The organism is Pseudomonas cannabina (assembly GCF_900100365.1).
Classification (GTDB): Bacteria; Pseudomonadota; Gammaproteobacteria; order Pseudomonadales; family Pseudomonadaceae; genus Aquipseudomonas; species Aquipseudomonas cannabina.
The window spans coordinates 3,386,615-3,399,975 of the sequence record NZ_FNKU01000001.1 but is presented as its reverse complement, the minus strand read 5'-3'; the positions used below and the strand labels follow the sequence as shown (position 1 = coordinate 3,399,975).

The window sequence follows — 13,361 nt, the reverse complement described above, 5'->3', positions numbered from 1 at the left end:
TTAAATAATGCACCAAACTGAAACGCTTTGTTTCAGGTGCTCAATGAAAGATGGTGCTTTTATGCGGTGGTTATATCGATGTGGGCAATGATACTGATCGTTATCAGTGAGCCTGAATGACGCTCACGCCCTACGCAGAACCCAAAACACACCTGCGTACGACAATGAGCGCTCCAGCATGGGAACGCCTTCATCATGCTCCGCGTCAAAAGCTGTATTTCAACGCGGAGCATGATCACGAAAATCGTGGTGAACCTGACCCGATCAGTCAGTCTCGATCCGCGAGTGTTTACGCGTGTCTTTCATGAACACGTAGACCAGCAGCGAGCAGGCGATGCAGGCGGTGACATACCAGTAATAACCGGTTTCCATGCCGACACTCTTGAACCACAGCGCGATGTATTCCGCCGTGCCACCAAAGATCGATACGGTCAGCGCATACGGCAGACCCACGCCCAGGGCGCGGATTTCGGTAGGGAACAGTTCGGCCTTCACCACGGCGTTGATCGACGTATAACCGCTGACAATGATCAGCGCTGCCATGATCAGGAAGAACGCGCCCCACCAGGTCTGAATGGTGTGCAGCGTGGTCAGGATCGGCACTGTGCACAGCGTACCCAGCACGCCGAAGGCAATCAGGATCGGGCGGCGACCGACTTTATCGGACAGCGCGCCGACCACCGGTTGCAACAGCATGAACAGAAACAGCGTCGCAGCCGATATCGAGGTCGAGTCGGTGATGCTCATGCCGACCGTGTTGACCAGATACTTCTGCATATACGTGGTGTAGGTATAGAAGGCCAGGGTGCCGCCCATGGTCAGGCCGACGACGGTCATCAATTCCTTGGGATGACGCATCAGCGTACGCATCAGGCTTTCCTTGCGTTTTTCCTTCTTCTTGCGGGTGAACGATTCGGTCTCTTCCATGCCGCGACGCAGGAACAGCGCTACCACTGCGCACAAGGCACCGATGACAAACGGGATACGCCAGCCCCAGGCGTACAGCTGTTCGGTGGTGAGCGTCTGTTGCAGCACGATCAGCACACCCAGCGCGATGAGCTGGCCGGAAATCAGCGTGACGTACTGGAAGCTGGAGAAGAAGCCGCGACGCTCCTTGGTCGCCATTTCGCTCAGGTAAGTCGCCGAGGTGCCGTATTCGCCGCCGACCGACAGGCCCTGCAGCAATCGGGCGAACACCAGTAGGATCGGCGCCCCGACACCGATGCTTTCATAGCCCGGTGTCAGTGCAATGATCAGCGAGCCGAAACACATCAGTAGCACCGAGGCCATCAGCGCGGCCTTGCGGCCCTTGTAGTCGGCATACAGCCCCATCAGCCAGCCACCGATCGGCCGCATCAGAAAGCCGACCGCGAAGATGGCGGCAGTGTTGAGCAGTTGCGCAGTGGTGTCGCCTTTGGGGAAGAACGCTTTGGCGAAGTACAACGAAAAAGCGGCGTAGACGTACCAGTCGTACCACTCGACCATGTTGCCGACCGAGCCACTGAAGATCGATTTGAGACGGCTGGAAGTGGTTTTTTGGCCAGCGGCAGGAGCCGTTGACCCATTGGAGGCGGGATTTGGGGTGTCCATGGTGTTCCTTGAATTCATTATTTTTAGGAAGAGGCATTCCATGCCCTGACCAGCTCCATAGCAGGAGCTGTGCCACACCCTGAGAGCCCGTTCCAGAGGACTTGCGATTTTTCGATGAGCAAGAATCCGCTTATAGGTGTCGAGCAGATAGGCGGATTCTTGCTGATGGAGGGGCGGAAGGAGCTAATTGCCGTGTACGGCCTTGAAAATAATCACTGCCCCAACAAAGGCGAGCATTACGCCCATCAGGACCATGATGCCTGTGAAGGTGTTCCGGGCGGCGAAGGCATTGATGCCCTGCCAGCCACCGGTCCGCCGGGAAACCGCATCCTGAAACAGGGACATTCGGTAAGGCGACAGAATGATCCATAGCGCTACGATGGATAGATACAAGAGAGCAATCAGCGGCCCTAACGATATGAACGCCGCGCCAAACAACGCTAGAGGCAGTCCGTGGCGCAACAGCAGTGCCTGATGACCGGGCCAGCTCAGGAAGTCGGGAAGCAGGCGTTTGCTGTAGCGAATATCGATTGAGCTGAACATTGCAGAAGCAGGGCGCCAGGCGCGCATGAACACGGCGACAGCCAGTATTGTGAAAACGGGGACGGTAAGTACAACGGAAAGTATTTCGTTCCATCGATCTTTTGTGGTCGGAGGATTCAGATTGACTGTCGTCAACGTCGCCAATGCGCTGAACAGGTACGTTCTGAGATTAGTGTTGAACGACACCTGCTTCGACAACTTTCGCCATGACTGCACATCAGCCTCGGGAAACCACTGCATGGCCTCCGGAAATCGATGAATCAGATCAGACGCGAGTGCTTCGCAGGCTTGCCAGAGCGTTTGATCGCCCAGTCTTGCGATGCGCAGTCTTTCATTCAACGGCGGCGGCTGCAGAATCAGATGCGCTGCAGCCGCTTCGGGAGTATCGGGCGGTCCAGCGAGCAGTTGATACTGACGGGCGATGAAGGCTTTCTCTTCACAGCGTCGGACCAGGTTCATCCACAGCGACATCGGCCCGGAATGCACATCGTGCTTCTTGTCCCAGTCGAACAGATTGGTCAGACGTTCGAACAGGGCGGGCGACCAGTGATGGTTGTTGAGCAGCAGCGCCATGGTCCACTGCTCCAGTTGCTCCTGCCGATCAAAAGAAGCCAGCCAGGGTTGCTGTTGAAGTGTCTTCAACGCGTCGAGAAAGGCGCGCTCTTCGTTGCTTTCGAGCAACGCATGCATGGGCTGAACCGAGCTTTCCAGCAGTGCCTGGGTCAGTCGGTGCGACTGGTGCGCTCTGAGCTGCACCTTCTGCCACGGTGTCAGCCAATGTAACTGCTCTACTGCGGCTTTTATCAGCGGCAGGTTGTCTTCCGGGTCGAGCAGGCAGCGGCGCGCCAGATGTTGCTGGAACACCTCGTCGCAGCCCTGATCCCTGGCGAGCTGGTGTTGTGCATGCAGGTTGTCCGGCGTGGTTCGAGACGCTTGCTCATACCAGTTCAGCTCTATCGCCGGGCGCACCGGAGCATCGGTGCCGTCGAAGCCGGACAGCGCCTGATCGTGCGGCTGTACCCGCAGTGCGGGTGTATCCAGAGCTGTCGACTCCTGACCGGCAAACGACCACGCTTCGTCGCCTTCGCTGTCGTCTTCGACACGATTTCGGGCCCGCTCCAGCGCCTGCTCGTACGCATCGCGCAGCCTCTGGAACGCGACAGGATCATCATCCGGCCGAGTGGTCTTCAGCAGTCTGGCGTATTGCCGTTTGATGCTGCGTTCATCGGCGTCGTCTTGCAGTTGCAGTACGCCCCAGCAATCCATTGCAATCACCACTCACCCCGTTCAAAACGGTCGGCTTCCTGTTCGAGCTGCTTGCGCATTTCACTGATCTGCCGGTCATCCTGGGTTTCCAGAACCCGCTGGAACTGCGCTGCCCAGACTCCGATGGTTTCCCGAGCCTCGCCCAGATACTCTTGATAGAGCCGTTCCAGGCGGGCTGTCAGGTGAGTATTGACCTGCCGTTCGCGCGGATGAACCTTGAGCGCTTCCAGCACCTTGAGGCGTTCCTTGATCTCGGCGGGGGTCATGACGCCGGGGTTGTTCTCGATCACCAGCTTGTGCTTTTCGCCGGTCATCTGGATCAGGACGTCGGCTTCCAGCAGACCGTTGTTGTCGTAAGTGAAGCGCACGTCCAGCTCGACCTCACCGGCCTTGGCCTTCGGGACGGGAATATTCAGCTCGCCCAGTGCGATGTTGTCTTTGACCAGACGACTTTCGCCTTGAAATATCTTCAGCAGCACGTGTTCCTGATTGTCAGCCACCGTGTTAACCGTGCGCACCCGGCTGACCGGCACCACGCTGTTGCGCTCGATGATCGGCAGGTAATGCCCCGGCTGATAGCCATTGAACACGTATTGCGTGGTCTCGATGCCCAATGTGTAAGGGCACACGTCGGTCAGCACGACCTCTTCCAGCGCTGCATCACGCTGCTTGAGTGCGGCCTGAATCGCAGCACCCTGCGCGACCACTTTGTCCGGGTTGAGGGTGATGGCCGGAAAGCGCCCGAACATCCCGGCCGCCAGTTTGCGGATCAAAGGCATGCGCGTCGTGCCGCCCACCAGCAGGATCTCGTCGAGATCGGCGACGCGTATTTTCGCGTCACGCAAGGCGCGCTCGATCGGTGCACGCAGCCTGGCCAGCAGTGGTGCAAACTGTTCGGTCATCTCATCCTGGGTGATGGTTTTGCGCCATTCCCGATCAGCATGACGCAGCACGAAGTCAACGCTGTCTTCCTGCCCCAGCGCTTTGCGCACGCGCTCGGCTTCACGCTTGAGCGACGGGGTCACCAGTTCCTTGGCCGGGAAGTCACGCTCGTCGCGGTGCAGGTTCAGAAAGTGCTCGACCAGCAACCGATCGAAGTCTTCGCCGCCGAGAAAGTTGTCACCCGCACTGGCGCGCACTTCCATCACACCATCGAACAACTCGAGAATCGAAATATCGAACGTCCCGCCGCCCAGGTCAAACACCAGGAACGAGGTTTCGCCTTCTTGCTGGTGCAGCCCGTACGCCAGTGCTGCGGCGGTGGGCTCGTTGATCAGTTTTTCGACTTTCAGGCCGGCCAGCTCACCGGCAATGCGCGTTGCCTTGCGTTGAGCATCGCTGAAATACGCGGGAACACTGATCACCGCCTCGGTCACCGGCTCACCGAACGCGCGCTCGACGTCGGCTTTCAGGCTTTTGAGGACCAGCGACGACAGTTCTTCCGGGCGGTAGGTCTCGGCGCCCAGACGAATCTCCTGGGCGCTGCCCATGTAGCGCTTGAACAGCGCCGTGGTTTGTTGCGGGTGGGTCTGCAGACGTTCGCGTGCCGCCTTGCCGACCAGAATATGCCCTTCATCGTCCAGCCCGACCACGCTCGGGGTGAGCGTTTCACCCAGGGCATTGGTAACCAGCTGGCTGCTACCGTCGCGCCATACCGCGACCAGGCTGTTGGTGGTGCCCAGGTCAATTCCGACGATCATCTCAAAAATGCTCCCTGCCTTAAATTTGGCGTGATTCTAAAACAAGGCGGTCTGTGCCGCCTGTAAACGAGTGTTCAGTGCTTCGGTTCCCCATTGCGGCACACGGCCTTATGCAGAAGGGCGGCCAGATCTTCTCTGGAGTAGGGCTTTTGCAGCAGATCGAAGCGATGGGTTTCGTCTTGAGCAATCGTGGCAAATTCGGTGCTGTAGCCTGTGGTCAGCACCACCGGCATCCACGGGTAGCGCGCTTCGATTTCTGCGTACAGCTCCAGTCCGCTCATGCCCGGCATGGCGATGTCCGAAAACACCACGTGGAAGTTTTCAGGGTTGCCGGACAGCTCGTGCAGTGCTTCGCGGGCGCTCGATACCCAGAGCACCTGAAAACCGAGTTGTTCGAGCATCGGCCGGGTGTAGGTGCCGATGTCCTGATTGTCTTCGACCATCAATACGCACAAGCCGGAGGGTGCATTGAGCTCGCAGTTCTCGTCTTCCGGAACCGGCTCATGGTCCTGGGCGCTGGGCAGGCACAACGTAAAGCGGCTGCCGCTGCCCAGTTCGCTTTCGACCAGCACTTCACCACCGGACTGCTTGGCAAAGCCGAACACCTGCGACAGGCCCAGCCCGGTGCCCTGACCAATACTTTTGGTGGTATAGAACGGCTCGAAGATCAGCCCCAGTTTGTCCTTGGGGATGCCCGACCCGGTATCGGTCAACGACACTGTCACGTAGTCCCCTCGCTGAGCGAAGGGTCCAGTTCAGCAGAAGAGCAGGCCGAGCATTCGACCTTGATGGTCAGACGGCCAGAGCCCGCCATCGCATCGCGGGCGTTGACCACCATGTTGACCAGCGCGGTGTCGAACTGGCTACCATCAGCAAAGATAAAGCACGGTTCTGGCGGCAGATCGATGTGTACCTGAATGCGTGAGCCGGTCAGGGTGTCCATCATTTCGCCGATGCGCGCCACGCTTTTGCAGACATCGAAGACTTCCGGCTGCAAGGCCTGGCGGCGGGCAAAGGCCAGCAGCTGGCCGGTCAAGCGCGCCGCGCGGTCGACGGTGCTGGAAATCGCTTCCACGTATTTCATGCGGCGCGTTTCGTCGAGGTTGGTGGACTTCAGCAAGTCGCTGCACGAGCGGATAACCGTCAGCAGATTATTGAAATCGTGTGCCACGCCACCGGTCAGCTGACCGATGGCTTCCAGTTTCTGGGCTTGATGAAGCGCTTCCTGAGAAACCCTCAGGGCCTCGTTGGCGGCTTCTTCGGCCTGAATATCGCGACCCACGGCGTGAATGAACTGCTTGTCCGGCACCGCCGTCCAGGCGATGGTCCGGTACGAACCGTCCTTGTGGCGGTAACGGTTCTTGAAATGAGGGATGGTCTGACCGTTCTCCAGCCCGCTCATCGCCGCCAGGGTGCTGTCGATATCGTCAGGGTGCACCAACGCCAGGAATTGGCTGTCGAGCAGTTGTTCTTCCGACCAGCCCAATGCCTGGGTCCAGGCCGGGTTGACCGCCGAAATGATGCCGTCGAACTGCGCAACCAGCATCAGATCGGTCGAGAGCCGCCAGATGCGGTCGCGGTCCTGGGTGCGCTCGATAACGCGCTGTTCGAGGGTTTCGTTCAGCGACAGCAGCGCCTCTTCTGCATCCCTGAGCTGGGTCATGTCTCTGGAGACGCAGAGAATCTTCTCCGGTTTGCCGTCCTTGCCGAAAATCGGGCTGACCTGCACATGCCACCATTTGACGTTGCCACCCAGCGTTTGCGCCGAGCCCATGAAGCTGGCGCTTCGACCGGCGCGCGCGGCTTCGACGGCGGCGATGGCGTCCAGATTGCCCTGGTTCTGCCAGAAATCCGGCCACGGACAGCCACGAATGGCGTTGAAGTCGCTGACTTCCATGATCCGCTGACCGCCTTCGCTCATGAACGTCAGACGCGAGTCGAGATCCAGCACTTTGATGCAGTCATTGATGCTCGACAGAACCCGGTCGGTAAACGCTTCGTTTTCATTTTGCCGGGCTTCAGCGAGAACCTGAGAGGTGGTTTCGTTGACCCGGCTGAAGACGCCTTCGATCAGGCCGCTGTCACCGTAAAGGGGTGAATAGGACAGCGACCACCAGGTCTGTACGGATTTGCCACCGCGCACGACGGTTCGCTGAATATCGTCCGACCGGCAACTGTGACCGGCGAGCGCCTGCTCGGCCAGCGGTCGAACCGCTTCCCACGCATCGCCCCATACAGAGGCGATAGGCTGTCCCTGCGCCTGTCGAGCCTCAACGGGCAGCACCGGGCAATAAGCATCGTTGAAAAACAGAATGAAATCCCGCCCCCAGAGCAAATACATGCTGTCCGGGCAACTGAGCATCAGGTTCAACGCCGACAGTAACGCCGCAGGCCAGGCATGCTTTGGCCCCAGCGCAGACGTCGACCAGTCGGTCTCGCGGATAAACCGGCCCATTTCGCCGCCTCCCAGTGGGAGGTCGAGGGGAGTATTCACGGTAGAAAATGCCCCATCTTTCGGACTGCCAAAGTGAGCTGAATGGTTAAAGCAGGAATGGTGTCATTATGCCTTGTCTGACTCAGCGACCGCTATCGAATGCGACCGCGATCAGTAAGCAGACCCGGTGCGAGCAAAAATGTTCGTTTCTGCCCTTAAGAAGACGTGTGCAGCGCCGGTAACCCTCAGTTGAGAAACATTTCCCGCGTCAGGCCATGACGCTGCATCTTCTCGTTCAGGGTCCGGCGCGGCAGTTGCAATTCGCTCAGCACGGCCTTGATATCGCCTTTATGAAGGGTCAGCGAGGCGCGCAGGCATTGCGCCTCGAACGCTTCCTGACGGGTCGCCAGTGATTGCCCCTGCGCCGGGCTGTCAGGCTCGGAAGGCGTCAGCTCCAGGCCGAGTGCCTGACGCTCGGCCGCATTGGCCAGCTCGCGAACGTTGCCGGGCCAGTCATGACTAAGCAACTGGCTCAGGCGCGCGGCACTGAGGGTAGGCGCGTCGCGGTTCAGACGTTCGGCGGAGGTTCTGGCGAAATGGCTGAACAGTTGCGGGATGTCTTCCCGGCGTTCGCGCAAGGGCGGCAAGCGCAGTTCAGCTACATTCAGGCGATACGCGAGGTCTTCCCGAAAGCGCCCGGCACGTGCCTCTTCAAGCAGATCAGGCTTGGTCGCCGCAATGATCCGCAGGTCGACCTCGATGCTCTGATTCGAGCCCAATCGCTCCAAGCGCTTGTCCTGCAGCACGCGCAGCAGCTTGACCTGTTGCGCCATCGGCATGCTTTCTATTTCATCGAGAAACACCGTGCCGCCGTCGGCGTACTCCAGGCGCCCGATGCGCTTGCCTTGCGCGCCGGTAAACGCGCCGCTTTCGTGGCCGAACAGTTCGGCTTCGAACAGGTGTTCCGGGATGGCCGCGCAGTTGAGTGCCACGAAAGGTTTGCCTGCGCGCGGGCCGAAGTCATGCAGACAGCGGGCGACCAGTTCTTTGCCACTGCCTGTTTCGCCCCGGATGATCACATTGACCGGCAGTTGCGACAGCTCCAGCACCTGCCGGCGCAGGGTTTGCAGGCTGGGCGAAGTGCCAAGCAGGGTAGCGTCGAGGCGTGTCCGGGCGTCAGCCTGCTCATGCAGGCGCCGGTTTTCCAGCACCAACTGGCGTTTTTCCAGGGCGCGGCGCAGGTTGCTGATCAGGGTTTCAGGGCTGAACGGCTTTTCCAGAAAGTCATACGCGCCTTCGCGCATAGCCTCGACCGCCATCGGCACGTCGCCATGCCCGGTCAGCAGAATGACCGGCAAATCCCGGTCCAGTTCATGCAGTCGGCTCAACAGCTCCAGACCGCTCATGCCCGGCATGCGCACGTCGGTCAGTACCACGCCGGGAAAGTGTTCCGGCAGGCTGTTCAGGCATTCTTCAGCGCGGGCAAACACCTGCACCTCGAAACCCGACAGGCTCAGCCACTGTTCGACGGCTTGCCGGATGGGCGCTTCGTCGTCTACCACGATGACCGAGTTCAACATGCCGGGTCAGGTCTCCAGAGCGTCATTGGGCAGGCAGAACCAGAACACCGCGTCGTTGGCATGGCTTTCTGCGGTCAGTTGCCCGCCCAGTTGATGAATGATGGCGTACGAAACGGCCAGACCGAGGCCCAGACCATCGCCTACCGGTTTGGTGGTAAAGAACGGATCGAAAATACGGGCGAGGTTTTCTGGCGCGATGCCGGTCCCGGTGTCGCTGACGCTGAGTCGCCACTGCGCGTCGAGCGCATCGATACGGACTTCCAGGCGGCGTGTGCTGCAATCGCGCATGGCATCCAGCGCGTTGCGCAGCAGATTGATCAGCACCTGCTCCAGACGGATCGCATCGCCGCGTACCTAGGCCGGACGCGACAGGTGCAGCACGCAGTCGACAGCTTCTTCGCGCAGGCGTGGTTCCAGCAGCAGCAAGGCCTGATCGACCACCGTGGCGAGGTCCAGCCGCTCGCGCAAACCGCTCGGGCTCTTGCGCGCGAAGGTTTTCAGGTGGCCGGTCAGTGCCGCCATGCGCGTCAGTTGCTGGTCCACCGCATTCAGCGCCTTGCAGGCTTCGTCGATGCGGCCCTGATCGAGCAGCAGGCGCAGGGTTGCCAGTTGCATGCGCTGGGCCGTCAGCGGTTGGTTGATTTCGTGGGCCAGCGCTGCTGACATCTGCCCCAGCGCAGCCAGCTTGGCCGATTGCACCAGCCCGTCCTGCGCGGTTTGCAGGTCGCGGGTGCGCTCCTGCACCAGGCGCTCCAGTTCGTCCCGACTGCGTTCGCGCAATCGCGCCAGCCGCCAGCGCTGGTAAAGAAACAGGCCGAGAAACACCAGTGCCAGCCAGATGCCCGCTGCGGCCAGTCCGGCATTGCGCACGTCCTCGCTGGCGGCCGCTGGCTTGCGCAGCAGGTGCAGGGTCCAGTTTTTGTCGGGCAGCGGCAGTGATTGCCAGAGGTAGTCAGCCGTGCCATCCGGTCCTTCGACACGGCTCAAGTGGCTGTTGATGCCAAAGCGATCAATAACCCGGCTGCGCAACGGAGACAGAGGCTTTTTGTCATATTGGCGAGTGCGCAGCAGATCGGCCCGGCCTGCAACGGAGATCGGCAGCAGTTCGTGATAACGCCAGTCGGGTCGATTGGCGATGAACACGATGCCCTTTTCATCGCTGACCAGCAGCAGGTCGTCACCCTGGCCCCATTCCTGCTCAAGGTTCGGAAACTCCAGTTTCACGACCATCGCGCCACTGAAGACCCCCGCATCGTTCACCACTGCGCTGGAGAGGAAGTAACCGGGAATCCCCGTGGTCACGCCGACTGCGTAGAAGCGCCCGGTGCCATTGGCGCGGGTTTGCAGGAAGTAAGGCCGAAAGCCGTAGTTGTGACCGACATAACTGTTGGGCGTGCGCCAGTTGCTCGCGCCGATGGCCAGCCCGTTGGCATCAAGCAGTTCGAGGGTCGACGAGTGGGCCGCGCTGTTGATTTTTTCCAGCTTGAGATTGAGTGCGCGTTGCACGTCGTCGGTCACCGGATGGCTTAGTGCCGCGCGAATTTCCGGGTCCAGTGCCAGCACCGAGGGCAGGGCGCGGTAGCGTTCGATCAGGGTGTGCAGAGTGTTGGCGTACAACGCCAGTTGCCCGCTGCCACGTGCGGCATCTTCCGACAGTGCGTGGCGCTGCGCCTGACGCATCGCCAGACTGGCCGACAGGGCGGCACCCGCCAGAATCAGCAGCACGTACAGAGAAAGTCGCCAGTAGCGATGCTTGATCGTCATGGTGCAGCCTGAACGGAATCCGCAGGCGTATTGGCAGGCGGGTGCTCGCCAATACGCCTTGGAGGGGCGTTACAACAGAGTGAACGTCGCTTCTTTCACCGTCTGCGAGTCGAGGCCGATCATGACCTTGAATTCGCCCGGCTCTGCGGCGTACTTGAGTTCCGTGTTGTAGAACTTCAGGTCGTCTTCGCTGAGGGTGAAGGTGACAACCTTTTCCTCGCCTGGCTCAAGTATGACTTTCTCGAAGTTTTTCAGTTCTTTCACCGGACGACTGATCGACGCGGCGATATCGCGCAGGTACAGCTGAACAATGGTGGCGCCCGCGACCTTGCCGGTGTTCTTCACCGTAACGCTGGCCGTCAGCTTGCCCTTGCGCTGCATGTTGGCGTTCGACAGCTTGACGTCTGAGACATCGAACTGCGTGTAGCTCAAGCCGTAGCCAAATGGAAACAGCGGACCGTTCGGCTCCTCGAAGTAGTGCGAGGTGTAATTGCCAGGGCTGCCTTCATGATACGGGCGACCGGTGTTCAGGTGTGCGTAATAGACCGGCAACTGGCCAATCGAGCGCGGGAACGACATGGCCAGCTTGCCCGACGGGTTGTAATCGCCAAACAGCACGTCAGCCACGGCATTGCCGCCTTCGGTACCCGGGAACCAGGTTTCGAGCATGGCATCGGCCTGTTCCTGTTCGTCGACCAGAACCAGCGGACGACCGTTCATCAGCACCAGGACCAGCGGTTTGCCAGTGGCTTTGAGCGCCTTGATCAGGTCACGCTGCTTGCCCGGAATATTCAGGCTGCTGCGGCTGGCCGATTCGTGCGACATGCCGCGCGACTCGCCCACGACGGCAACGATGACGTCGGACTGTTCGGCGACCTTGACCGCTTCGTCGATCATTTCCTGCGCCGGACGTGGATCAATCTCCACTTCCTTCTCGATGAAGTTCAGGTAAGTGAGGACCTGCTCGTTATCACTGACGTTGGCGCCACGGGCATAGAGCAGTTTGGCTTTGTCGCCGACGGCATTGGCCAAGCCTTCGTACACGGTGACCGACTGGTTGGGCCGACCCGCTGCCGACCAGCTACCGAGTGTATCGAGGTGACTCTGGGCCAGTCCGCCGATGACCGCGATGGTGCCTTGTTTCTTCAGCGGTAGCGTGTCGTTCTGGTTTTTCAGCAGGACCAGCGTCTTGCGGGCCACGTCGCGAGCTTCGGTGCGGTGCAGGCGGTCGTCGGAATACGTGTCGACCGGATCATCGGCAGCGACGCCGATACGACCATAAGGCGAGGCGAACAGGCCCATGTCGTATTTGGCACCCAGCACTTCACGCACGGCGCTGTCGATTTCCTTCATGGAAACCTCGCCGTCCTTCACCAGCCCCGGCAATTGCTCGCCGTAGGCTACGTCGTTCATGCTCAGGTCGACGCCCGCCTTGATCGCCAGCTTGGCGGCTTCGCGGTAATCCTTGGCGACGCCGTGCTCGATCAGTTCCTTGATCGCGCCGTGGTCACTGATGGTCACACCCTTGAAGCCCCAGTCCTTGCGCAACAGGTCTTGCATCAACCATGTGTTGGAGGTCGCCGGGATGCCGTTGATCGAGTTGAGCGAGACCATGATACCGCCAGCACCGGCATCGATACCGGCCTTGTAGGGCGGCAGGTAGTCCTGGTACATGCGCGTTTTGCTCATGTCCACCGTGTTGTAATCACGTCCGCCTTCCACCGCGCCATACAAGGCGAAGTGTTTGACCGCTGCCATGATGCTGTCGTTGGCTGCAACGTTCTTGCCCTGAAACGACCTGACCATCACGTCGGAGATGCGTGACACCAGGTAAGTGTCTTCACCGAAACCTTCGGAACTGCGTCCCCAGCGTGGGTCACGGGAAATATCGACCATCGGCGCAAACGTCATGTCGATACTGTCGGCACTGGCTTCTTTGGCGGAAACCCGGGCCATTGTCGCGATCGCGTCCATGTCCCAGCTGGCAGCCATGCCCAGGCTGATCGGAAAGATCGTGCGGTGACCGTGAACCACGTCATAGGCGAAGAACATCGGAATTTTCAGGCGGCTGTTGGCGACCGCCGCTTCCTGCAACGGGCGGTTTTCCGAGCGGGTGATCGAGTTGAACGTGCCGCCGATTCTTCCGGCAGCAATTTCCTTGAGAATCTGCGGCTGGGGCATTTCCGAGCTGATGCTGATGAGTCGCAGCTGACCGATCTTTTCGTCCAGAGTCATTTGTTTCATCAGTTTGCCGATGAAAGCATTCTTGGCCTGAAGCGTTGTATTGTCGGCAGCGGCGGCACTCTGGACCACCACTGACTGACTGGCCAGGCCGACCAGCAAACTTAATAAACACAGCTTATTCACGAATAATTTCTCAAGGCTTTTGCCGGTAACTCGCGTTTAATGTCCGACAGCCAGTTTTTGGGTTATGGACCTTTGGCGTTATGGTTCGGGCAGGGCGCAAGGATAGTGACTATCCGC

The 13,361-nt window shown here is 59.7% G+C and carries 5 protein-coding genes and 2 pseudogenes; all 7 read right to left on the bottom strand.

Annotation, left to right across the window (positions count from 1 at the left end; translation table 11 throughout):
• Positions 1-264 precede the first annotated feature (264 nt).
• The 7 genes and pseudogenes from BLT55_RS15970 to bglX all read right to left on the bottom strand — a co-directional run bounded on the left by BLT55_RS15970 (position 265) and on the right by bglX (position 13,244).
• Entirely contained in the window at positions 265-1,590 is a 1,326-nt protein-coding gene (locus tag BLT55_RS15970) for an MFS transporter (protein WP_007248843.1), read from the bottom strand.
• 183 nt (positions 1,591-1,773) lie between these two features.
• The gene (locus tag BLT55_RS15965) at positions 1,774-3,399 is read right to left on the bottom strand and encodes a J domain-containing protein (protein ID WP_055001015.1); all 1,626 of its coding nucleotides are present in this window, start codon (positions 3,397-3,399) and stop codon (positions 1,774-1,776) included.
• A gap of 5 nt (positions 3,400-3,404) precedes the next feature.
• Positions 3,405-5,099 (bottom strand): molecular chaperone HscC, encoded by a 1,695-nt coding sequence (locus tag BLT55_RS15960; RefSeq protein ID WP_055001005.1) that lies wholly within the window; start codon positions 5,097-5,099, stop codon positions 3,405-3,407.
• A gap of 74 nt (positions 5,100-5,173) precedes the next feature.
• Positions 5,174-7,554: pseudogene (locus BLT55_RS15955) on the bottom strand (PAS domain-containing protein).
• Between the two features lie 224 nt (positions 7,555-7,778).
• Entirely contained in the window at positions 7,779-9,113 is a 1,335-nt protein-coding gene (locus tag BLT55_RS15950; protein ID WP_055001004.1) for a sigma-54-dependent transcriptional regulator, read from the bottom strand.
• 6 nt (positions 9,114-9,119) lie between these two features.
• Positions 9,120-10,877: pseudogene (locus BLT55_RS15945) on the bottom strand (ATP-binding protein).
• Positions 10,878-10,946: 69 nt separating this feature from the next.
• Entirely contained in the window at positions 10,947-13,244 is a 2,298-nt protein-coding gene (gene bglX, locus BLT55_RS15940; RefSeq protein WP_055001003.1) for a beta-glucosidase BglX, read from the bottom strand.
• Positions 13,245-13,361: the final 117 nt, after the last annotated feature.

Coding starts and splice junctions, on each gene's coding strand:
- BLT55_RS15960 (WP_055001005.1), bottom strand. CDS start 5,099: ATGATCGTCGGAATTGACCTGGGCACCACCAACAGCCTGGTCGCGGTA.
- BLT55_RS15970 (WP_007248843.1), bottom strand. CDS start 1,590: ATGGACACCCCAAATCCCGCCTCCAATGGGTCAACGGCTCCTGCCGCT.
- BLT55_RS15950 (WP_055001004.1), bottom strand. CDS start 9,113: ATGTTGAACTCGGTCATCGTGGTAGACGACGAAGCGCCCATCCGGCAA.
- BLT55_RS15965 (WP_055001015.1), bottom strand. CDS start 3,399: ATGGATTGCTGGGGCGTACTGCAACTGCAAGACGACGCCGATGAACGC.